The 22,020-nt window shown below is 74.6% G+C and carries 20 protein-coding genes; 8 read left to right on the forward strand and 12 right to left on the reverse strand.

The window, feature by feature from the left end; all coding sequences use genetic code 11:
• The first annotated feature begins 230 nt into the window (after window positions 1-230).
• A complete protein-coding gene (locus HHX30_RS18070; RefSeq protein WP_169983141.1) occupies window positions 231-749 on the forward strand; it encodes an Asp23/Gls24 family envelope stress response protein in 519 nt (172 codons plus the stop codon).
• A 71-nt stretch (window positions 750-820) separates the two neighbouring features.
• Here the strand turns inward: HHX30_RS18070 and thrS are convergent, their stop codons facing one another.
• Both thrS and HHX30_RS18080 read right to left on the reverse strand, forming a co-directional pair.
• Window positions 821-2,797, reverse strand: coding sequence for a threonine--tRNA ligase (gene thrS, locus HHX30_RS18075; RefSeq protein WP_169983142.1), 1,977 nt, complete (start codon window positions 2,795-2,797; stop codon window positions 821-823).
• 175 nt (window positions 2,798-2,972) lie between these two features.
• Window positions 2,973-5,273 (reverse strand): phosphoketolase, encoded by a 2,301-nt coding sequence (locus HHX30_RS18080; protein ID WP_169983143.1) that lies wholly within the window; start codon window positions 5,271-5,273, stop codon window positions 2,973-2,975.
• Window positions 5,274-5,358: 85 nt separating this feature from the next.
• Between HHX30_RS18080 and HHX30_RS18085 the strand changes: the two genes are divergently transcribed.
• Window positions 5,359-5,862 (forward strand): MarR family winged helix-turn-helix transcriptional regulator, encoded by a 504-nt coding sequence (locus HHX30_RS18085; protein ID WP_169983144.1) that lies wholly within the window; start codon window positions 5,359-5,361, stop codon window positions 5,860-5,862.
• A gap of 174 nt (window positions 5,863-6,036) precedes the next feature.
• The gene (locus tag HHX30_RS18090) at window positions 6,037-6,810 is read left to right on the forward strand and encodes a hypothetical protein (RefSeq protein WP_169983145.1); all 774 of its coding nucleotides are present in this window, start codon (window positions 6,037-6,039) and stop codon (window positions 6,808-6,810) included.
• Window positions 6,811-6,887: 77 nt separating this feature from the next.
• Here the strand turns inward: HHX30_RS18090 and HHX30_RS18095 are convergent, their stop codons facing one another.
• From HHX30_RS18095 to HHX30_RS18110, 4 genes are all read right to left on the reverse strand, one after another.
• Window positions 6,888-7,394 carry a TspO/MBR family protein gene (locus HHX30_RS18095; RefSeq protein ID WP_169983146.1) on the reverse strand — a complete coding sequence of 169 codons (507 nt, stop codon included), beginning with the start codon at window positions 7,392-7,394 and terminating at the stop codon, window positions 6,888-6,890.
• Window positions 7,395-7,422: 28 nt separating this feature from the next.
• Complete coding sequence (locus HHX30_RS18100; protein ID WP_169983147.1) at window positions 7,423-8,388, reverse strand: DUF523 and DUF1722 domain-containing protein; 966 nt, start codon at window positions 8,386-8,388, stop codon at window positions 7,423-7,425.
• Window positions 8,389-8,390: 2 nt separating this feature from the next.
• Window positions 8,391-8,912, reverse strand: coding sequence for an RNA polymerase sigma factor (locus tag HHX30_RS18105; RefSeq protein WP_169983148.1), 522 nt, complete (start codon window positions 8,910-8,912; stop codon window positions 8,391-8,393).
• Between the two features lie 114 nt (window positions 8,913-9,026).
• Window positions 9,027-10,058 (reverse strand): MerR family transcriptional regulator, encoded by a 1,032-nt coding sequence (locus HHX30_RS18110; RefSeq protein ID WP_169983149.1) that lies wholly within the window; start codon window positions 10,056-10,058, stop codon window positions 9,027-9,029.
• A gap of 313 nt (window positions 10,059-10,371) precedes the next feature.
• Between HHX30_RS18110 and HHX30_RS18115 the strand changes: the two genes are divergently transcribed.
• Genes HHX30_RS18115 through plsX form a run of 4 tightly spaced genes read left to right on the forward strand, consistent with a single transcriptional unit; the run spans window position 10,372 to window position 15,048 of the window.
• Entirely contained in the window at window positions 10,372-11,676 is a 1,305-nt protein-coding gene (locus HHX30_RS18115; RefSeq protein WP_169983150.1) for a polyprenyl synthetase family protein, read from the forward strand.
• Window positions 11,673-13,160, forward strand: coding sequence for an NAD(P)/FAD-dependent oxidoreductase (locus tag HHX30_RS18120; RefSeq protein WP_169983151.1), 1,488 nt, complete (start codon window positions 11,673-11,675; stop codon window positions 13,158-13,160). Before HHX30_RS18115 ends, HHX30_RS18120 begins: the two co-directional genes overlap by 4 nt.
• Window positions 13,157-14,077: a phytoene/squalene synthase family protein gene (locus tag HHX30_RS18125; RefSeq protein ID WP_169983152.1), complete on the forward strand. Its 921-nt coding sequence runs from the start codon at window positions 13,157-13,159 to the stop codon at window positions 14,075-14,077. The genes HHX30_RS18120 and HHX30_RS18125 overlap by 4 nt, the downstream gene beginning before the upstream one ends.
• Complete coding sequence (plsX, locus tag HHX30_RS18130) at window positions 14,077-15,048, forward strand: phosphate acyltransferase PlsX (protein ID WP_169983153.1); 972 nt, start codon at window positions 14,077-14,079, stop codon at window positions 15,046-15,048. The genes HHX30_RS18125 and plsX overlap by 1 nt, the downstream gene beginning before the upstream one ends.
• A gap of 62 nt (window positions 15,049-15,110) precedes the next feature.
• On the opposite strand, the gene HHX30_RS18135 is transcribed toward plsX, so the two are convergent.
• Window positions 15,111-15,806: a spheroidene monooxygenase gene (locus HHX30_RS18135; RefSeq protein ID WP_249350181.1), complete on the reverse strand. Its 696-nt coding sequence runs from the start codon at window positions 15,804-15,806 to the stop codon at window positions 15,111-15,113.
• Between the two features lie 43 nt (window positions 15,807-15,849).
• Here HHX30_RS18135 and HHX30_RS18140 point away from each other — a divergent pair, with 43 nt between their 5' ends.
• Window positions 15,850-16,464 carry a glycerol-3-phosphate acyltransferase gene (locus tag HHX30_RS18140; protein ID WP_311922542.1) on the forward strand — a complete coding sequence of 205 codons (615 nt, stop codon included), beginning with the start codon at window positions 15,850-15,852 and terminating at the stop codon, window positions 16,462-16,464.
• Here HHX30_RS18140 and HHX30_RS18145 read toward each other — a convergent pair.
• The 5 genes from HHX30_RS18145 to HHX30_RS18165 form a co-directional block, all read right to left on the reverse strand.
• Window positions 16,415-17,650 (reverse strand): glycosyltransferase family 2 protein, encoded by a 1,236-nt coding sequence (locus HHX30_RS18145; RefSeq protein ID WP_169983156.1) that lies wholly within the window; start codon window positions 17,648-17,650, stop codon window positions 16,415-16,417. The two genes, HHX30_RS18140 and HHX30_RS18145, sit on opposite strands and share 50 nt — an antisense overlap.
• Complete coding sequence (locus tag HHX30_RS18150; protein WP_211592180.1) at window positions 17,647-19,191, reverse strand: NAD(P)/FAD-dependent oxidoreductase; 1,545 nt, start codon at window positions 19,189-19,191, stop codon at window positions 17,647-17,649. The genes HHX30_RS18145 and HHX30_RS18150 overlap by 4 nt, the downstream gene beginning before the upstream one ends.
• Window positions 19,179-19,961 carry a carotenoid biosynthesis protein gene (locus HHX30_RS18155; protein WP_311922543.1) on the reverse strand — a complete coding sequence of 261 codons (783 nt, stop codon included), beginning with the start codon at window positions 19,959-19,961 and terminating at the stop codon, window positions 19,179-19,181. Before HHX30_RS18155 ends, HHX30_RS18150 begins: the two co-directional genes overlap by 13 nt.
• Window positions 19,962-20,221: 260 nt before the next feature.
• The gene (locus HHX30_RS18160; RefSeq protein WP_169983157.1) at window positions 20,222-21,199 is read right to left on the reverse strand and encodes an aldo/keto reductase; all 978 of its coding nucleotides are present in this window, start codon (window positions 21,197-21,199) and stop codon (window positions 20,222-20,224) included.
• Between the two features lie 24 nt (window positions 21,200-21,223).
• Window positions 21,224-21,892, reverse strand: a complete 669-nt coding sequence (locus HHX30_RS18165) for a dienelactone hydrolase family protein (protein ID WP_169983158.1) — start codon at window positions 21,890-21,892, stop codon at window positions 21,224-21,226.
• Window positions 21,893-22,020: the final 128 nt, after the last annotated feature.

The raw sequence follows: 22,020 nt of genomic DNA on the forward strand, positions 1-22,020 counted from the left end.
CCCCTGTGCCAGGCCGCCGCCGCTTCCGCCCGCACGACGGCACAGCAACGGCACGGCAGCAGCATATGACCCCGGGGATCTCTCCCCGCCCGCCGGGTTGACCGGGAGCGGCGAGGATCTCGGGGCCTGCGGTCCGGTCGGTGTGCCGATATGCGCGGGCGGCGGACGGCCCGTCTGATCGTCGGGCAGAATGCACCTGCCGGACGCCCCCCACCCTATGGAGCCGTCACATGAGCGAGGCCGCCGCCGCCGAGGAGCGGATGGAAGAGCAGATCGACGCGTACGCCGAGGCAGGCCTCGGCGACCCGGCGACGGAGCCGGAACCGCTCGCGGTGACACCCCGGCCCGACGCCCCGACCGCGGACGTCCTCAAGGGCCGCATCAAGGTCGCCGACGAGGTGGTGGAGAAGGTCGCCGCCCTGGCCGCACTGGAGATCCCCGGCGTCGCCGACCTGGGCGGCGACCTCGAGCGCGCCTTCGAGAACGTACGCGACCTCATCGGCGTGGGGGCCAAGCGGGCGACGCAGGGCGTGCAGGCGAAGATCCAGGATGAGCAGGTCTCCGTCGACGTGACCATCGTCATCGTGTACGGCCATGTGGTCATGGACGTCGCCACCGAGGTCAAGGTCAACGTCGCCCGGTCGGTGGGCCGCATGCTCGGCATGCGCGTGGTCGAGGTCAACGTGACCGTCGACGACGTCCGCCTCCCCGGTCAGGGCTCCCCCGCCGAGGCGGCGCCGGCCTCCTGAGCCGGCCATTGGGCCGGTCATGCGAGATCGGGCGCCCCGGAGGGGACGCCCGATCCGCTGTCTTCCGCCCGTCAGACCTGGATGCGGCGGCGGACGGCGTCGACGATCTCGTCGATCGCCTGGTCGATCGGCACGCCGTTCTTCTGCTCGCCGTTGCGGTAGCGGAAGGACACCGCGCCGGCGGCGATGTCGTCGTCGCCCGCCAGCAGCATGTACGGCACCTTGGCCTTCTGGGCGTTGCGGATCTTCTTCTGCATGCGGTCGTCGCTCTCGTCGACCTCGATCCTGATGCCCTGCTCACGCAGCCGCTTGGCGACGTCCTGCAGGTAGGGCGCGTGGGCGTCGGCGATCGGGATGCCGACGACCTGCACCGGGGCGAGCCACGCGGGGAAGGCGCCCGCGTAGTGCTCGACCAGCACGCCGAAGAAGCGCTCGATCGATCCGAACAGCGCCCGGTGGATCATGACCGGCCGCTGCCGGGTGCCGTCGGCAGCCTGGTACTCCAGGCCGAAGCGCTCGGGCAGGTTGAAGTCGAGCTGGATGGTCGACATCTGCCAGGACCGGCCGATCGCGTCCCGGGCCTGCACCGAGATCTTGGGCCCGTAGAAGGCCGCGCCGCCCGGGTCGAGGACCAGCTCCAGCTTCTCCGACTCGGCCACCTCCCGCAGGGTCTGGGTGGCCTCCTCCCAGGTCTCGTCGCTGCCGACGAACTTCTCCGGGTCCTTGGTGGAAAGCTCCAGGTAGAAGTCCTCCAGGCCGTAGTCGCGCAGCAGGTCGAGCACGAACCGCAGCAGCGAGGTGAGCTCGTCGCGCATCTGCTCGCGGGTGCAGTAGATGTGCGCGTCGTCCTGGGTCAGGCCGCGTACGCGGGTCAGGCCGTGCACCACGCCCGACTTCTCGTAGCGGTAGACCGTGCCGAACTCGAACAGCCGCAGCGGCAGCTCACGGTAGGACCGCCCGCGCGCCCTGAAGATCAGGTTGTGCATCGGGCAGTTCATCGGCTTGAGGTAGTAGCGCGCACCCTCCAGCTCCATGGGAGGGAACATGCCGTCGGCGTACCAGTCGAGGTGGCCGGAGATCTTGTAGAGGTTGTCCTTCGTGATGTGCGGGGTGTTGACGAAGGAGTAGCCCGCCTCCTCGTGCCTGCGGCGGGAGTAGTCCTCCATCACCCGGCGGATCACGCCGCCCTTCGGGTGGAACACCGGCAGGCCGGAGCCCAGCTCGTCCGGGAAGGAGAACAGGTCGAGCTCGGCGCCGAGCTTGCGGTGGTCGCGCTTCTCGGCCTCCTCCAGGAACTTGAGGTACTCGTCCTGCTTCTCGCGGGACTCCCAGGCGGTGCCGTAGATGCGCTGCAGCTGCGGGTTCTTCTCGCTGCCCCGCCAGTAGGCGCCACCCGACCGCATGAGCTTGAAGGCCGGGATGACCCGGGTGGTCGGCAGGTGCGGCCCCCGGCACAGGTCCTTCCAGCACAGCTCGCCCGACTTGGGGTCGAGGTTGTCGTAGATGGTGAGCTGGCCGCCGCCGACCTCGACGTTCGCGCCGTCGGCCGCCTCGGCCGCGCCGCCCTTGAGCCCGATGAGCTCCAGCTTGTACGGCTCGGCCGCCAGCTCGGCCCGGGCCTCGTCGTCGCCGACCGGGCGGCGCCGGAAGCTCTGCCCCTGCTTGACGATCTCGCGCATGCGCTTCTCGATGCGCTTGAGGTCGTCGGGGGTGAACGGCTCGCGGACGTCGAAGTCGTAGTAGAAGCCGTTCTCGACCGGCGGGCCGATGCCGAGCTTCGCCTCGGGGAAGATCTCCTGGACGGCCTGGGCCATGACGTGCGCGGTGGAGTGGCGCAGGATCGCCCGGCCGTCGGGGCTGTCGATCTCGACCGGCTCGACCACGTCGCCCTCGGCGACCTCGGCGGCCAGGTCGCGCGGCTCCCCGTTGATCCGGGCGGCGATCACCGACCTGCCGTCGGCGCCGAGCGCCTCCCCGGCCGTCGTACCCGCCGCCACCACGCGCTCGGCTCCGGCGAGGGTGATGCGTATCTCAAGGGCGGCGGACACGGTGGCTCCTTAGGACAGGTTCGATGCGTGGATCTCGGTGGCCGCGCGCACGCGAGGCGGCGGCTCCGGTCGCCTCCGATGCTACCGGTGCCGCCGCCCCCGAATGGCGGAGATGCGCCGCGCCCGGGTCCCCGCCCCGGAGCGAGAGGGGCCGGGATTCACCGGGCCCGGGGACTCAGAAGGGCCACGTCCAGTCGCGGATCTCGGCGGGGTCCTCGCCGAACTCGCGGGTGTGGGCGCGGGCGCGCAGCCGGGCGTCGGCCATGCGCTGGCGCAGGTGGGCGGCGCGGCTGCCCAGGCCGGGCACCCGGTCGATCACGTCCATCACCAGGTGGAAGCGGTCGATGTCGTTGAGCATCGCCATGTCGAACGGCGTGGTCGTGGTGCCCTCCTCCTTGTAACCGCGCACGTGCAGGTTGTCGTGCCCCGTACGCCGGTAGGTGAGCCGGTGGATCAGCCACGGGTAGCCGTGGAAGTTGAAGATGATCGGCTTGTCCGTGGTGAACAGCGCGTCGAACTCGACGTCGGGCAGGCCGTGCGGGTGCTCGGAGGCCGGCTGCAGCCGCATGAGGTCGACCACGTTGATCACCCGGATCCGCAGCTCGGGCAGGTGCTCGCGGAGCAGCGCGGCGGCGGCCAGGGTCTCCAGCGTGGGCACGTCGCCGGCGCAGGCGAGCACGACGTCGGGGTCGGTGCCCTCGTCGGTGGAGGCCCAGTCGAGGATGCCCAGGCCGCGGGTGCAGTGGACGACCGCCTCGTCCATGCTCATCAGGTCGAGCACGGGCTGCTTGCCCGCCACGACGACGTTGACGTAGTCGCGCGAGCGCAGGCAGTGGTCGGCGACCGACAGCAGGGTGTTGGCGTCCGGCGGCAGGTAGACGCGCACGACCTCGGCCTTCTTGTTGACGACGACGTCGAGGAAGCCGGGGTCCTGGTGGCTGAAGCCGTTGTGGTCCTGGCGCCACACGTGGGACGACAGCAGGTAGTTCAGCGAGGCGACCGGCCGCCGCCAGGGAATCTTGCGGGAGGACTCCAGCCATTTGGCGTGCTGGTTGAACATCGCGTCGACGATGTGGATGAAGGCCTCGTAGCAGTTGAACAGCCCGTGGCGGCCGGTCAGCAGGTAGCCCTCCAGCCAGCCCTGGCACTGGTGCTCGCTGAGCACCTCCATGACCCTGCCCCCGGGGCCGAGGTTCTCGTCGGTCGGCAGCAGGGCGGCCTCCCACTCCTTTCCGGTCGCCTCGAAGACGGCCGACAGGCGGTTGGAGGCGGTCTCGTCCGGGCCGAGCAGCCGGAAGTTCGCAGGGTTGGCCGCGATGACGTCGCGCAGGAACGCCCCGAGGACGCGGGTCGGCTCACTGGAGGCCGTCGCCGGGGCCTTCACCTCGACCGCGTAGTCGCGGAAGTCGGGCAGCACGAGCGGGCGCAGCAGTTCCCCGCCGTTGGCGTGCGGGCTGGCGCTCATCCGCAGCGGCCCGTCAGGGACGGTCCCCGTGACCGTCTCGACCGGCCGCCCGTCGGCGTCGAACAGCTCCTCCGGGCGGTAGGAGCGCATCCACTCCTCCAGGTACTCCAGCCGGTCCGGCCGGTCCCGTACGTCGGTCAGCGGCACCTGGTGGGCGCGCCAGGTGCCCTCGACCGGGAGCCCGTCGACCTCGCGCGGCCCGGTCCAGCCCTTCGGCGTACGCAGGATGATCATCGGCAGCGGGCCTCCGTCGGCCATCTGGCCGAAGACCGTGTCGAGGGTGCCGGCCATCAGCTCGTGCATCTCGGCCGGTTCGTGGCCGGAGACGATGTGCGGGCGGTAGCCGTACCCCTCGAAGAGCTTGACCAGCTCCTCCTCGGGGATCCTGGCCAGCACGGTCGGGTTCGCGATCTTGTACCCGTTCAGGTGCAGGATCGGCAGGACCACCCCGTCGGTGTCCCGGTTGAGGAACTTGTTGGAGTGCCATGCGGTGGCGAGCGGGCCGGTCTCGGCCTCGCCGTCGCCGACGACGCAGGCCACGACCAGGCCGGGGTTGTCGAAGGCCGCGCCGTACGCGTGGGAGAGGGCGTAGCCGAGCTCGCCGCCCTCGTGGATGGAGCCCGGAGTCTCGGGGGCGACGTGGCTGGGGATGCCGCCCGGGAAGGAGAACTGCCGGAAGAGCCGGCGCATGCCCTCGGCGTCCCGTGTGATGTGGGGGTAGCGCTCGGTGTAGGTGCCTTCGAGCCACGCGTGGGCGACCGCCGCCGGGCCGCCGTGACCGGGGCCGGCGATGTAGATCATGTCCTGGCCCCGCTCCCGGATGATCCGGTTGAGGTGGGCGAAGCAGAAGTTGAGCCCGGGGGTGGTCCCCCAGTGGCCGAGCAGTCGCGGCTTGACGTGCTCGGGCCTGAGCGGCTCGGTCAGCAGCGGGTTGTCCATCAGGTAGATCTGCCCGACGGACAGATAGTTCGCGGCCCGCCAGTAGGCGTCGATGTTCCCGTATGCGTTCATGCCCATGACACTTTCCCAACGGCGGCGGCCGAACCAGGGTCTTTCGCCCCAAGATCAAGCTGCTCACGGCGGTAGTCTTGGCGCCATGCCCGGCACCCGATGGCTCGACGAGGAGGAGCAGCGCACCTGGCGCGCCTACCTGCGGACGAGCCAGCTCCTCCAGGAGGCTCTCGAACGGCAGTTGCAGCGCGACTCGAGCATGCCGCACGCCTACTACATGATCCTGGTGGTCCTCTCCGAGTCTCCCGGGCGGACCATGACGATGACGGAACTGTCCGCCATCCTCCAGTATTCGGTCAGCCGCCTGTCCCACGCCGTCTCCCGGCTGGAGGAGAAGGGCTGGGTGCGGCGGCTCAAGCGGCCGGAGGACCGGCGCACGACCGTCGCCGAGCTCACGGACGAGGGCTTCGCCGCGATCGTGAAGGCGGCGCCGGGCCACGTCGACGAGGTCCGGCGGGTGCTGTTCGACCCCCTCACCCCCGGTCAGGTTCGGCAGTTCCGCGAGATCCTCGCCACGATCCTCGCGGCCTTCGAACACCGGGCCGACGAGTCCGAGCTTCCGCGCGAACTCGACACCGCCGCCCAGTGAACGACCCCTGACGGGGGGTTCTCCAGAGCGTCACCCCGAGGTCCCCACCCGGCGTCGCTGCTCGCCCGGGCGTCGTGCCGCCGCCCGTCCGGCCCCGAAGGCGCCCGGAAAGCGCTTGCGCGATCACGCGATGAAGACCAAGATTTTTGGACATTGCGTGAAAGGGGCCCCTCAATGTCATGTACCCGCGTCTGCCTGGCCATCGCTGTCGCGGGAACCGCGGTTCTCGTCCCCACGGCGCAGGCGAGCGCGGGAACACCCGGCCCTGCGGCCGTCATGAGCAAGGCGCTGGTCCAGGGACGCGGAGTGGCGTTCACCGAGACCTCGAAATCCTGGATCGGCGACGACCGATCGGACGCGACGGTCTTCCGGAACAGCGGCGTTCTCGCTTTCGGCAGGGGAAGGCTCGCGGCCGCGTCCGTCAAGCGGGTGACCACGTCCGGGAAGACGTTCAGGTTCCTCGTCGTAGGCGGCAGAACCTACGCCCAGGGCGGGCTCTGGTCGGACAGCCTGCCCGCGGGCAAGAGCTGGGTACGCAGCCGGGACCTCCGTCTCGAGCCGTACCAAGCGTCCGGCCAGGCGATCGACGTCTTCGAACCCGCGACGCTGCGCGCGGTGTACGCCACCCGGAGCGGCGGGGCGGTGCACCAGAGCGTCAAGGGCGTCCCGGCCACGCGCTACAGCGGCACCGTCACCGCGAAGGCCCTGTGCACGGTGTCGGCGGCGTGCCGGGAGGCCTTCGGCAAGTCGAGCCCGGTGAAGATCGGCTGGAGCCTGTGGCTGGACGGCAAGGGCCGAGTGGTGCGGCTGACCACGCAGTGGTCGCGCAGGAGCGACAGCCGCAAGGGCGTGGCCGGCGGCGGTGAGTGGACCGACACGTACTACGCCCGCTGGGGTGCCCGGATCACGGTGAAGGCGCCGCCCGCCTCGCGGGTCGCCGCCGTGTGAACCCGCGCGGGCCCACCGTCCCCGACGCGCCGCTCGGCGAGCGGTTCCGCCGCGCGGTCGGCTGATCCTCAGGCTCCTCAGGCTCCTTGGGCGCCGGGGTCGCGCCGCGCCTGCGGGTTGTGCCGGGCGATGGCGGCGTTGAGTGCGGTGGCGAAGCCCGTCCACCCGGCGTACGGCAGCAGCAGGAGCCCGGCCGTGCGGTCCTCGCGCAGGAGGCGGCGGGTCAGCAGCGCGTTCGACACGTCGAGGGCGAGGATCTCCGCGAGCGCGAGGCGGGGGTTGCGCGCCTTGAAGAACAGCGGCGGCCAGGCCGCGTTGAGCGCCAGGTTCACGGCGAGCGCCCGCCGCAGGGCCGGCCGGGAGCCGTCGTCGGCCCGCGACAGCGCGCGGGCGGACGCGTAGGCGATCGTCGCGTACAACGGCGTCCAGACCAGGCCGAACGCCTGCGGCGGCGGCTGCCATGAGGGCTTTCGCAGCCGGCGGTACCAGCCGGAGCGGGCGTCGGTGGACAGGCCGCCGACCGCTGCGGCGGCGGTCACGGCGAGGGCCGTGCGCAGCAGCGTCTTCGTCGATGTGGATCTCATGGGTCCTCTCCTGCCCCGCAGGGCGCGTTCATGCGGGGACGTGGTTGCGCAGGCGCAGCGCGTCGGGATAGGGGGACAGGTAGGTCTGGTCGCGGACGTAATCGACCCCCGCGCCCCTCGCGTGGTGCCGGAGCAGGGCGAGCGGCACCGTCAGGGCGACCCTGCGGGCCCGGTACGACGCGATCACCTCGGCCAGGTCGGCCCGGCGGACCGGGTCGAGCTCCCGGCCGATCATGCCGAGGCAGTGGTGCAGGACGTTGACGTGGCGCCCGACCGTGGCCCGGGTGGCGAGGGCCATCCGGAACGCCCGGGCGTACTCCCCCGCGAGCGCGTCCCTGGGCCGCTCGCCCGCCGCCGCCACGAGCCGCCCTATCTCCCGGTACGCCGCGGGCGCGTGGGCGAGGATCTGCATCTTGTGCCGGGCGTGGAAGGCGACCAGGTCACGGGGGTGCCAGTCGCCGGCCAGCAGGGCCCGCAGACGGGCCGAGGCGAAGATCCGCTCGACGAACGCCTCGCGCAGCACGGCGTCGTGCAGCCGGCCCTCGTCCTCGACCGCCAGCTCCGGCCGGGCACCGGCGATCGCGGCGGCGAAGATCCCCCTGCCGCGCCGGTCGGCCGGCCCGCTCTCTCCCGCGTACACGGGGATCCCGTGGAGCCCGCAGCTCGGGCTCCTCGACTTGAACACGTACCCGTCGACGTCGCCCAGACCGGCCGCGCGCTCGGCGGCGAGGGCGGTCATCGGGGCGGTCAGGTCCTCGCGCGTCCGTCGGGTCATCAGTCGCGGCCCTTGCGCGGAGCGCTCCAGGCGGAGCGTCTCACGCGGGGCGCCGAGGCCGATCTCGATCTCGGGGCAGACCGGCACCCAGTTCACGTGCTCCGACAGATCGCCGGTCAGGAACCGGTCACGGCTGTGGCCGCCGTTGAACCGTACGGGAGCGCCGAGCAGGCAGCTCGACACGGCCACCCTGGGCCTGATCTCCTCCGCCGGTTCCATGGTCAGGCCGCCGTCCGCAGCAGCGTGGACAGGCGGTGCAGGCCGCGCGCCGTACGCGCCTTGACCGTGCCGAGCGGGACGCGCAGGTGCTCGGCGATCTCCCGCTGGGTCAGGTCCCCGTAGTACGCCAGCTCGATCGCCTGGCGCTGCACATGGGGCAGGGCGGCCAGCGCGCGCCGGACGCGGTCGCGGTCGGCGAGCTCGTCGCCGTCCAGCCGGCCGTCGTGCCCCGCCGGGTCGGGCACCGCCTCCAGCGGCACCGTCGTGGGCGTGCGCGCCCGCAGGTGGTCCACCGCGCGGTTGCGCGCGATGCCGAACAGCCAGGCCGACAGGCTGCGACCCGGGTCGAAGCGGTGCCGGAAGCGCCACACCTCGGTGAAGACGACCTGCAGGACATCCTCGACGTCCTGGGGCGGCACGAGTCTGCGCAGGTAGGAGCGCACGGCCGGCGAGTGGGCGCGGTAGCACTCCCCCAGGGCGCCCGCGTCTCCCGCGGCGAGGCGGAACTCCAGCGTCTCCTCCATCGGCCCCCCTTGACCCCAAAACTTATTCAAAACCTATTCATAGCTGCCCGCGCCGGAAGAGGGCAACCATGGGGGGCCGAACTCTGGCTTCAAAAAGTGCCAAAGAGCGCGAATTCACCGCAGAGTGGTCATTACCGCCGAGATGGCGTCGCGAAACGTCGTCACCCGGACGACCTCCCCGGGCAGGTGGTCCCCCCACCCGGGGCCGCCGGCCACGACGCGGCAGGCGGGGCGGAGCCGCGGCAGATCGGCCAGCGGCGCCGGATCGCCGGTCTCCCGCATCTGCGACCACACGAACACCGCCGCGGGACCGAGGCGGCGCATCGCGTCCGCCAGCGCCCGGTACGGCGTGCGCGCCCCGAGCACGCGGGTCTCCACCCCGAGCGTGCCGAGCGCCGCGGCCAGGGCGTGGACCGGCAGCGCGTGCTGCTCCTCCTCGGCGGCGGCCAGCAGGACCGGACGGGGATGCACGGGCGAGGGCGCACGGGCGGCGAACCGCGCGAGCGCGACCTGGAGCCGCTCGGAGAACAGGTGCTCGACGTCGATCCCGGCGCACGTGTCCTGCTGCCTGCGGCTGACGGCCGCGAACACCGGCAGCACGAGCCGCTCCCACGTCCACACCACGCCGTGCGTGGTCAGCGCCGTGTCCAGTCCCACGCTCACGGTCGGGGCGTCCAGCGCCGTCACCGCGCGGGCGAGCATCACCGCCGACAGCAGCCCGGGTTCCGGGGCCTGCCGTACGGCGGGCGCGGGCGCCACGCGCAGCTCCGGCGGCTCATGAGACTCGGAGGGCGCGGACGACCCCGCACGGGACTCCGGGGGCGCGGCGGCGCCCGGCCCGGCCGGGGGCGCCGCCCGCTCTCCCGATGCGGACCGCGGCCGCAGCGCCTGCCTGGCGGCGTCGGCCGGCGGCATCCCGGCCCGGATCAGCCGGTTCATCTCCTCCAGGCGGCGCAGGTCCGCGTCGTCGTAACGGCGATGCCCGCCGGGGCTGCGCCTGCTCGGGCCGATGCCGTACCTGAGGTTCCACGTGCGCAGCGTGGACGCGGGCACGCCGAGCCGCCGGGAGACGGCCCCGATGCCGTAGCCCGGCTCCTCCTCGGCGGCCGCGTTCTCGCCGGCCCCCGGTGCGTCCTCGTCTGCCACCCGCTCACCCCGTGTCCGTCCGGCCGGTCGTCCCGGCCGCTCGCCGTGCTCCGGCCGCCCGTCCGCGTCCCTGCGACCAGCCTCTCAGCCCGCCGGCGCGCGCCTCGCGAGCACCGGGCACGACCACGGCCGGGCACGGCACACCGGGAGCCGCACGCGCACGGTCCTCGTGGCCGCCTCCGCCCCTTTCGGCCGCCCCCTGGCCTTGTTTCGACGGGGGAGCCCGGCACGGATGCAACCGCCGGAGCGGGCGGGCGCGAAAACTCTACTGACGGCGCCGCCGATCACCGTAACGATCGAAGGAGCAGTGCGCATGGTGACGTTGACCCGCGAGACCGGCGGCGTTCGGGACGAGACGCGGGGGCCGTCCGATCATCACCTGTCCGGCCCGTCCGACGGCGCCCTGTTCGACCGCACCCTGTCGTTCGACCGCACCCTCTTCGACCGGGCCCTGGACGAGCTGCTCCGGCGTGAGATGGACCGGCTGTCCTTCCTCGGGGCCGAGGACCGGGAGACGTTGCGGCGCCACCTCGCCGGCTTCGTCGCGCGCGGTGGCAGGCGGCTGCGGCCGGCTTTCGTTTACTGGGGCCACCGGGCCTCCGGCGGCTCCCCCGACGACCTCGACGCCGTGCTGGCGGCCGGCTGCTCGATCGAGCTCCTCCACGCGTGCGCGCTGATCCTCGACGACGTGATGGACGAGTCGCCGCTGCGGCGCGGCCGGGTCACCGCCCACGTGGCGCTCGCCGAGCGGCATCGGGAGGGCGGCTGGGCCGGGTCCTCGCGGCGGTTCGGGGAGTCGGCCGCCGTCCTGCTCGGCATGCTGGCCTTCACCTGGGCCGACTCCGCACTGCTGGCCGACCGCCGCAGGCTGGCCGACGCCCTGGAGGTTCTCACCCAGCTGCGCGTCGAACTGGCCGCCGGGCAGTACCTCGACCTGACCTGCGCCGCCCGGGGCGGGGGCGGGCGCCGGGAGGCCCTGCTGATCTCGACGTACAAGTCGGGCAAATACACGGTTGAGCGGCCGCTGCACCTCGGTCACGCCATCGCCGGGGGCGAGCCCGGGTTGCGCCGGGTCCTCAGCGCGTACGCGCTGCCGCTGGGCGAGGCCTTCCAGCTGCGCGACGACGTCCTCGGCGTCTTCGGCGACCCGGCGCGGACCGGCAAGCCCGCCGGGGCCGATCTGCTGCAGGGCAAGCGGACCTACCTGCTGGCGCTGGCCCGCGAACGGGCGGACGGCCCGGGCGCGGCGCTGCTGGACGCGCTGCCGAGGCCGGGCGAGGCGCGGCCGGACGCGCTGCCGGACGCGCTGCCGAAACCTGGCGAGGCGCCGCCGGACCTCGTGGCGGCGGCCCGGGAGGTGATCGTCGCGACCGGCGCGCTGGAGACGGTCGAGCGGCGCATCGGCGACCTGACGGAGGCCGCGGCCGGGGCGCTGTCCGGGGCGGACATGCCCGCGGACGCCCGGTCGGCCCTGCTCGACCTCGCCCGCCGCCTCACCCACCCCGATCCCACGGGCCCCCTCGCCCGCGCCTGCCGAGCTCAACCCGACCCCGCTCGACCCGGCCCCGCTCCCCTGGCCGAATCCGCGGGGCCCTCGACCGGCGGAGCCCGCCGATGACCGCGGGCGGGCCGGTCGTGGTCGTCGGCGCCGGGCTGGGCGGCCTGGCCGCCGCGATGCGCCTGGCCGGGGCGGGCCGCGAGGTGACGGTCGTGGAAGCCGCCGACGTGCCGGGCGGCTGCTGCGGCACGGCGGCCCTGGGCTCCCACCGGGTCGACATCGGGCCCTCGGTGCTGACCATGCCGGGGGTGCTGGCCGACACCTTCGCCGCCGCCGGGCAGGACCTGGAGCGCTGGCTGCCGCTGCGCCGGCTCGATCCGTACTACCGGCTGACCTTCCACGACGGGTCGCGGCTGGACGTGGTGGCGGGGGCCGACGCCATGGCCGAGCGGGTGCGGGCGCTGTGCGGGCCCGCCGAGGCCGTGCGCTACCGGCGGTTCCGGCAGTTGCTGGGCGAGATGTTCGAGGCCGAGTGGAGCGCGTTCATCGACCGCGACATGACCCGGCTGCGCGCGCTGGCCCGGCCGTACGCGCTGGTGCGACTGGCCGCGCTCGGCGGCTTCCGCCGGCTGGACGGGCTCGTGCGGCGCCACCTCACCGACGAGCGGTTGATCAAGGCGCACACGTTCCAGGCGCTGTACGTCGGCCTGTCGCCGCGCCGCGCCCTCGGCGTGTACGCCGTGATCGCCCACATGGACACGGTCGGCGGGGTCTACTTCCCCCGTGAGGGCGGCATGCACGCCGTCCCGCGGGCCATGGCCGCCGCCGCCGAGAAGGCCGGGGCCGTCTTCCGCTACGGCGTGCGGGCCACGCGGATCGAGACCGACGGGGCGGGGGTGGTCGCCGTCCGCCTCGACACCGGGGAGCGGCTGGCGGCCCGGCACGCCGTGGTGGCCTGCGACCTGCTCCGGGCCCACGGGCGGCGGGACGGCGACGGCCTGCTGCCCGAGGAGGCGGCCGACTGGCGGCTGCGCCGGCCCCGGTTGTCCCCCTCGTGCCTGGTCGCGCACTTCGCGCTGGACCGGCGCCCGGACGGCCAGGCCCACCACACCCTGCACTTCGGGCGTGAATGGGAGACGACGTTCGCGGAGCTGGAGGCGGGCAGGCCGCAGCCGGACCCGAGCCTGCTCGTGACCTGTCCTGGCCCTGACAACCACGGGCCCGGCGGCGAGGGGCCCGCCGTGCTCAGCGTGCTGGAGCCCGCCCCCAACACGCGGGGCGGCGCCGACTGGACCGCGCTCACCCCCCGCCTCGTGGACCGCATGCTGGGCCGGCTCGCCGGCCTCGGGTACGGCGACCTGTCCGGCACGCCCCGGCTGGTGTTCGATCCCCCCGCGTGGCGGCGGCGCGGCCACTCGGCCGGCACGCCCTTCGCGCTCGACGCCCGTTTCACCCAGACGGCGTGGTTCCGCCCGTCCGGCGCGGCCCGGCGAGTCCCCGGCCTCCACTTCGCGGGCATGTACACGGCGCCCGGCGTCGGGGTGCCGCCCGTGCTGATCTCCGGCCGCCTGGCCGCCGAACGCATCCTGGAGAACACCCCATGAGCGCGCCACCACAGACGCCGGCCGCGACCCTGACGGCCGGCTACGAGCGGTGCCGCAGGCTGCACGCGAGCTACGGCCGCTCGTACTACCTGGCCACCCGCCTGCTGCCCGCGTGGAAACGGCCGCACGTCCACGCGTTGTACGGCTTCGCCCGCTACGCCGACGAGATCGTGGACTCGTTCGCGGTGACCGGTGACCGGGCCGCGGCGCTGGAGCGGCTGTCCTCCCGGCTCGCCGCCGCGCTGGACGGCGAGCACGTCCGCGATCCGGTGCTCCCCGCGTTCACGCACACGGTGCGGGCGTTCGGGATCGACCAGGCCGACGTGCGGGCGTTCCTCGCGTCCATGCGCGCCGACCTCACCGTGGACCGGTACGCGACCTACGACGACCTGCTGGGATACATGGAAGGGTCGGCGGCGGTCATCGGGACGATGATGCTGCCGGTGCTGGAGGCCCTGCCGGGCGAGGAGGGGCGGGCCCGCGAGCCCGCCCGCCAGCTCGGGCTGGCCTTCCAGCTCACCAACTTCATCCGCGACGTGCGCGAGGACCTGACGCGGGGCCGCGTCTACCTGCCGCTCGCCGACCTCGACAAGTTCGGCGTGACGGAGGCCGACCTGGCCGCGCCGTACGCCGCGCCGGCCGTGCGGGAACTGGTGGCCTACGAGTGCGACCGCGCCCGCGACCACTACCGGCGGGCCCGCGACGGGATCGCGCTGCTCGCGCCGTCGTCCCGGCCCTGCATCAGGGCGGCGTACGAGCTGTACGGCGGCATCCTGGACGAGATCGGGGCGGCCGGGCACGACGTGCTGGCGAGGCGGGCCAGGGTCTCCCGGCGGCGCAGGCTCGCGATCTTCACCCGGCACCTGTTCGCCGCGCGTGCCGCCGCCCGCGCCGAACGCCGGGTGGAGGTGGCGTGATGTCCCGCCCGGTCGTGGTGGACGCCATGGGCGGCGACCACGGGCCCGCGGAGATCGTCCGGGGGGCGGTCGAGGCGTGGCGGGAGCACGGCGTGCCGGTCGTCCTCGTCGGCCGGGCCGGGGCCGTACGCGGGGAACTGGCCCGGCTCGGGGCGGCGGGCGAGATCGACGTCGTGCACGCCGCCGAGGTCGTGCCGATGACCGAGCGGGGCGCGGGCGCGGTCCGCATGGTCCGCTCCAGCCTGTCCGTCGGCTTCGACCTCCTGCGGGAGGGAGCCGGCGCGGCATTCGTGTCGGCGGGGTCCACCGGGGCCGTGGTCGCCTGCGCGGCCGACCGGCTCGGCACCGCGCCCGCCGTGCTGCGCCCCGCGCTGGCCGTCGCGCTCCCGACCACGGCGGGCGGGGTCACCGTGCTGGTCGACGCCGGCGCGACCGTGGACCCGATGCCCGAGATGATCGCCCAGTTCGCACTGCTCGGGGCGTCGTACGCGCAGCTCGTGCTGGGCGTGGCCGACCCTCGCGTCGGGCTGCTGTCGATCGGCGCGGAGCCCGGCAAGGGGAACCGGCTGACCCGCCGGGCCGAGACCCTGCTGCGCGGCCTGCCGCTGCGTTTCCACGGCAACGTGGAGGGCGGCGACGTGCTCACCGGGGTCGTCGACGTGATCGTCACCGACGGGTTCACCGGCAACGTCGTGCTGAAGAACGTGGAGGGGACCGTGCGCGCCACGCTCGCCCTCGCGGCGGCGGAGGGCGTGGCCGGCCCGGCCGGCCTCGGCCGGGTGGCGGCCCGCTACGACCCCGAGACGCACGGCGGCGCGGCCCTCCTCGGGCTCACCGGCACCGTCGTCGTGGCGCACGGCTCCTCCCGGGCCGGGACCGTCGCCCGGGCCTGCGTGGTGGCGCGCGACCTCGCCGAGGGCGAGGTCGTGGCCCGGCTCGGCGACCGTCTCGCCGTCCAGCCGGCGCCGTGACCTCCCGCTCGGCCGGGCGCCGCCCCGGCCCACGAGGAGACCGGGGCGGTTCACTGTGCGGTTCACTGTGCGCTCCATTTTGCGGTTCGACGACCGGCGAGGGGGTCGGCACCGTCCCAGGTGCCCACGCTCGCATAGGGAATGAACCGGGCGAACAGCTCCTCGGAGTACCAGTCGTGGGCGCGGACCCGTTCGACGACCTCGCGGTGGGCCCGCCCGGCGTAGGCGAACGCGCGGACGGCGGCGGCGTCGCGCCACAGGGAGAAGGTGGCCTGCCGGGCCAGCGGCCACTCCCCCAGCCCGACGGAGGCGAGGCAGCCCTCCTGGGCCCGCAGCCACCGCTCGACGGCGGGCACGGACCGGTAGAACGCGACCAGGCGCGACGGCCGGATCGACGCCCGGGTCAGCACCGCCACGGGGCCGTCCTCCGGCCCCGCCGTGGCGTGGGACCCCGCGCGGCCGGGCGGCCCGGGCAGCCGGGACACGGGTGTGAACGGCTCGACCCCGTTCCAGCGCCCGCGCGAGGCGATCGGCGCGAGCCGTACGTGCCAGGCCTCGACGGCCTCGCGCCGCCACCTGGCGGGGATCGGCGAGCGTGCCAGGAACTCCTCGAGCGCCCGCTCGTCCCGCCAGACGGCGAGCAGCGCCCAGCGGCGCAGGTCGGCGCCGAGGGTCGTCGACGCTCCCCGGCCCGAGCCGAGCAGCCGCCAGAACATCAGCCCCCCGGTGCGGCGCAGCACCGGGCGGTCGAAGGCCATGTGACGCATGGCCCCCCGGTCCGCGTATCGCTGGAGGTGGAACGTGACGACGCTCCCGCCACTCGTCCCCCTGCTGGTGGCGCTCATCGGCGGCTACCTTCTCGGCTCGGTTCCGGTCGCGGTGCTGGTCGCGGGACGGCGGGGCGTCGATCCCCGGGAGATCGGCGACCGCAACCCCGGCTTCTGGAACGTGCGCGAACGGCTCGGCGGCCGGACGGCGGCGCCTGTCTTCGCCGGAGACATGGCCAAGGGCGTGCTCGCCGGGCTGCTCGGCCTGCTGGCCGGCGGCGCCCACACCACCGGGCCGGGGGTGGTCGCGGGCCCGAGCGTCCCCGCGGCGTACCTGGCGGTGGGGGCGGCGATGATCGGGCACGCCTGGCCGGTCTTCGCCGGGTTCCGCGGCGGGCGGTCGGTGCTGACCTTCGCCGGCGGCATCGCGGTGATCTGCCCGCCCGCGTTCGGGCTCGCGCTCGCCGTTCTCGGGGTGGTCTTCCTGCTCACGCGGTCGTTCGCGGCCGGGGCCCGGGCCGGGGTGTTCGCGATCCCGCTGCTGCAACTGCCGTTCGCGCCGATCGGCCACGTCGCCGCGACCGGCGCGCTCATGTGCCTCATCGGGCTGCGCTTCGGGCAGGCGGCGCTGGCCGCGCGCCGCGCCTGACGGCGCCGGCCCCCGCCGCGGGGTAGACGGGGTAGGCGCGGCTCCGCCAGGTCCTGACGGGCCGCAGCGTCGCCTGCGTCAGCCGTACGGCCGTGGCCGGGTCGAGCAGGAACGACAGCGCGACGCCCGCGCCCGGCCGGGCGTAGCTGCGCCGCAGCGCGGTGGTGAGCAGCACCCGTACGGCGAGCAGCGCCAGGTCGAGCCGGGTCGGCCGCCCGGCGGCCAGGCGGAGCGCCGGCAACGCGGCGGTGAGCCAGACGACGGCGAGGTCGGCCGCCTGCCAGGCGGGGCGGGTGACGTCGCGCAGCGGCAGCGAGCGCCCCCATTCCCGCCACACGTCGGCCGCCGACTCGTGCATGTCGACCTCCAGCAGGCCCCCCGCGTCGAGGAAGCCGACCCTCCAGCCGCCGGCGGCGAGGGCTCTGGCGAGGGCGACGTCGTCGGTCATGTGCCCGCGCACCCGGGCGAAGCCGTCGGCCCGCCGCATCGCCTCCCGCCGGAAGGCCAGGCACTGGCCGTTGGCCACCACGCGGTGGGGCGGCGGCGGGGCGGGAGGACCGATGGGGCCGAACCGGTAGACCAGCGTGGTGAGGAACGACGCGTGCAGCGCCTGCTCGGCGAGTCCCTCGCAGACGAAACGGGGGCCCGCGCTGACCAGGTCGTGGTCCCGGAGGGCGGCGGCGAGCGCGCCGAACAGGCCCGGCCGGGGCCGGGTGTCGGCGTCCAGGGTGACCACGATCTCGCCGCGCGCCTCCGACAGCCCCTGGTGCAGCGCCCACTGCTTGCCCACCCAGCCGTCCGGCAGCGGGCGTCCGCGCACCACCGTCGCCCCGCGGGCGGCGGCGATCCGCGCGGTGCCGTCCGAGGACTCGTCGTCCACCACGATGACCTCGGTGACGGCGGGGTCGGCCAGCACCGCCCGCAGGCAGGGCCCGAGCCTCCGCTCCTCGTCCCTGGCGGGGATGACCACCGAGATGCCCGGACGACCGCCACCCGGCGGGCCGCCGGCGCCGGGAGGCGGGTCGGGCAGGGGCGCGGTGAGCGGCGGGAGCCGCCGGCGGCCGCGGGCGAGCCGCACCACCACGACGAGGGCCGCCACGGCCTGGGCGGCGGCGAGCACCCGCGCGGCGGTCCCGGCCCAACCGGCCCGAGGGCGCCCCACTGTCCCGGCCGCGCTGGTTCTCACGGGTGTGCCTTCCCCGGGCGACGTGCGGAGCGGGGGAAGTCGCGGCGCACCAGCGCGGCCACGATCCGGCCGCCCATCGCCACCAGCGGCAGCCCGCCTCCCGGATGCGCGGACCCCCCGACGAGGTACAGGCCGCGCAGCGGCCCCCGGTTGCCGGGACGGCGGAAGGGGGCCAGCGGGCCGCCGTAGGCGCCGCCGTAGATCGCCCCGCCCCACGCGCCGTACCGGTCGCGCAGGTCGGCCGGGGTCAGCAGGTCGAGGAAGCGCAGCCGTCCGGACAGGTCGTGGCCCCTGCTCGCCAGACGGCCGAGGACGAGCTCCGCGTACGCCTCGGGCGGCAGCGGCCAGCGCGCGGGGTCGCCGGCGGGAACGTTCACCAGCATGCTCCAGCTCTCCGCGCCCGCGGGAGCCTGGGTGGGGTCGTCCGCCACCGGGCAGGCGATGTACACCGTGGGGTCCTCCGGCGGCCGCCGCCGGTCGAAGATGTCGCCGAACTCCCGCCGGTAGTCGGCGGAGAACACGACCGAGTGGTGCGGCATGCCCTCGGTCCGCCCCTCCACCGCGGCGAGCAGCAGGAAGGCGGACGACGACAGGCCCAGCCCGGCGATCCGGCGAAGCCGGGCGCGGTCGGGCAGGAGCCGCCCGTACAGGGCCGCCGCGTCGGCGTTGACGATCACGATGTCGGCCCGGACCGCCTCGCCCCGGGCCGTGCGGACGCCGCCGACCCGCCCCGGGCCCGGGATCAGTTCGGTGATCTCGGTCTCCAGATGGACGTCGACGCCCGCCTTGCCGAGCGACGCGGCCAGCGCGTCGGCGAGGCGGGGCAGCCCGCCCCGCACGTACCACCCGCCGTCTCCGTGCTCGATGGCGGGGACGCAGCCCAGCGCGGCGGGCGCGCGGTAGGGGTTCGACCCGGCGTAGGTGGCGTAGCGGCCGACGTACTGACGCAGGCGGGCGTCCCGGAAGAACCGGCCGGCCAGCGCGTCCAGGGTGCGGCCGGGCGCGACCGCGAGCAGGTCGCCCGGCCGGGGCCGCGGGACGGGGCCGCGCCGCCCGGCGTCCGGCCGTCCGCCCATGATCCCGGCGGCCCGCCGTCCGGACCACGGGATCGGCGGCTCGACGACGGGCCCGGACAGCGGTCCCGCGAAGAAGGTGCGCATCGAGGCGTCCAGGCAGCGCCCGGCCCAGCGGTGGTAGGCCCGCCAGCCGCGGCCCTCGCCCGGCGCGAGCCGGTCCACCGCCTCCGCCGTACGCTCCGGGTCGCGGTAGGTGGACAGTGCCGAGCCGTCCGGCCAGCGATAGCGGCACAACTCGTCGAGTTCGAGCAGGTCGAGCGGGACGCCGAGGTCCAGGAAGAGGCCGGGCAGCGTGAGCAGCGAGGGGCCGATCGAGAACGTGAAGCCGTCCCGCCTGTGCTCGGCCAGCTTGCCGCCCAGACGGGGCAGCCGCTCGTAGACGCGCACCTCGTGCCCGTCCCGTGCGAGCAGCAGGGCGGCCACCATGCCGCCGACGCCGCCCCCGACCACGATCACCTCCGCCATGCGCGCCCCCAGGCGAGCAGGGCGAACGTGCCCATCGCGAGCCCTCCGGCGGCGGCCACCAACGGATCGGGCGGCCGGAACACCACGGCGAAGCCGACGGTCTCCATCGCCGCCATCACCGTGTAGAGGACGACCAGCCCGGTGGCCCCCGCCAGGCCGCCGTCCGTACGGCCCGTGAGGCGGTCAATGAGCGTCATGACCAGGAGGGACACCAGCAGCCACCCGGCGAAGTTGCCGAGCGGCACACCGCGGTACGGCCCGGGCTCCGCCCAGACCCACAGCCCGAGCCGGAGCATCTGCGGGTCGAGGAACAGGTCCCACGCGGTGAGCGCCAGGGCGCCCGCGAGGATCGGGATCAGCCGGCCGCGCGGCGCCACCCGGCGGGCGACGGCGTGGGCGGCCAGGCCCATGCCGCCCCACGCGAGGGCGACGACCAGCGGGACGCCCCCGGGCCGCGGCCACAGGGCGTCGGTGTAGCGGTAGTCGCCGAAGGGCAGCCCCGTCCTGGTGCCGGCCCACTCGGCGGCGAAGCCCGCCGTCACCGCCGCCGCGAACGCGCCCGCCGCCCTGCCCGGGCCGTACGCCGCCGCGGCGAAGGCGAGCGCGCTCACCGCGAGCAGGACCACGACCACGGTGGTGAGGCGCAGGTCGTGGGGCCGCAGCCCCGTCGCGATCTGGGCGGCCGTCATCGCGGCCAGCGCGACCACACCGACCAGGCGGACCATGCGGACCACGCCGGCCATGCCGACCACGCCGTCCGCCCCGGCCACGCCGTCCGCGTTCGGCCGCGACCCGCCGGGCGGCCGGGCCTGCCTCAGCCTCCTGAGGCGCGGCCGGGCCTGCCACGGGCCCGTCAGGCGCGGCCGGCGTGATCCGCGCCGCCCGGCGGCCGTGCCGTCAGCCTCGGCCGCCCTCTTCTCTGTGGCATCCCACGTCTCCACACAGGGTGATTCGAGCGGATCCCCCTGATCGGATGCCCCCGGCCCACGCGGGACGGCTCATCCGCCGCGGGCACGCCGCGACGGCGGGGTCACCAGCGGTGGTGCACCTGCGGGCGGATCAGGTCGTCGTAGACCTCGCGGACCGTGTCGTGCGTCTCGGCCGGCAGCGCCGGGAACCGCGCCGCCGCCGCGTTCGCCTCGGCCTGGCCGGGGTTGCGGGCGCCGGGAATCACGACGCTGACCCCGGGCTGGTCGATGATCCAGCGCAGTGCGAACTGCGCCATCGTCATGCCCTCGGGCACGAGGCCGCGCAGCCGGTCGACGGCCTGGAGGCCCACGCCGTACTCGACGCCGGAGAAGGTCTCGCCGACGTCGAACGCCTCGCCCTGACGGTTGAAGTTGCGGTGGTCGTCCTCGGAGAAGACCGTCTGCGGGCCGTACTTGCCCGACAGCAGGCCGCTGGCCAGCGGAACCCGGGCGATGATGCCCACACCGGCCTTCTCCGCGGCGGGCAGGACCTCGTCCAGCGGCTTCAGCCGGAAGGCGTTGAGAATGATCTGCACGGTAGCCACGCCGGGCCGCGCGATCGCGGTCAGGGCCTCGGTCACCGTCTCCACGCTCACGCCGTACGCGGCGACGCGGCCCTCGGAGACCAGCGTGTCGAGCGCGTCGAAGACCTCGTCGGTGTCGAAGACGGCGCTCGGCGGGCAGTGGAGCTGCACCAGGTCGAGCGTGTCGACGCCCAGGTTGGCCCGGGATCGGTCGGTCCAGGCGCGGAAGTTGTCGAGGGTGTAGACGTCGGGCGTCTGCTGCACCCTGCGGCCCATCTTCGTGGCCACGGTCAGGCCGGACCGCTCCTTCAGCAGCTTCCCGATGATCTTCTCGCTGCGGCCGTCGCCGTAAACGTCGGCCGTGTCGATGAAGGTGGTCCCGGCGTCGACCGCGGCGTTGAGCGTGGCCAGGGCGTCCGCCTCGCTCACCTCGCCCCAGTCGGCCCCGAGCTGCCAGGCTCCCAGCCCGACGACGCCAACCTGCCTGCCCGTCCTGCCCAACACGCGCTGTTCCATGAGGTCAGATCGTAGCGGGGCAGCTCAGGCGGGGGGCGCTCCACCCGCAAGGTGGCGCAGGAACCAGTCGCGGGCGAGCCGCGCCACCGTCTCCAGGGCGCCCGGCTCCTCGAACAGATGCGTGGCCCTGGGCACGATCTCCAGCTCCACCGGCGCGGTGATCGCCCGCATCGCCGTCCTGTTGAGGTCGAGGACGACGGAGTCGCGCTCCCCCACGATCAGCAGCGTCGGCTGGCGCACCGAGCGGAGCGCGTCCCCCGCGAGGTCGGGCCTGCCGCCCCTGGACACCACCGCCCCGACGCCGCCGGGCCGCGCCGCCGCGGCGACGAGCGCGGCGGCGGCGCCCGTGCTCGCGCCGAACAGCCCGACGGGCAGGCCGCCGACGGCCTCGTCCCCGGGCAGTCGGTCGGCCAGCCCGCCCACCCTTTCCGCCAGCAGGCCGATGTCGAAGCGGAGGTGGCCGGTGACGGCGTCGGCGCGCTCCTCCTCCACTGTGAGCAGGTCGGCCAGGACGGTGGCCAGTCCGGCCCGCTGCAGTTCCCCCGCGACGTAGCGGTTGCGCGGGCTGTGCCGGCCGCTGCCGCTGCCGTGGGCGAACAGCACCGCCCCCCTGGCCTCCCCGGGAACCACGACGTCCGCGTCGAGCACGACCCCGCCGACGGGGATCCGCACGCTGAGTTCGACTCCGCTCATGACGCCCGCCCTCCCCGGCCGCGCCCGGCTGAACCGCGCTGAACTCCAATGAACTCCGCCGACCTTTGCCGACCCCCGCCGACCTCTGCCGACTCTGCCGACCTCTGCGGAACAACCGGGCGTACCCC

The organism is Microbispora sp. H10836 (assembly GCF_012999525.1).
Lineage (GTDB): Bacteria > Actinomycetota > Actinomycetes > Streptosporangiales > Streptosporangiaceae > Microbispora.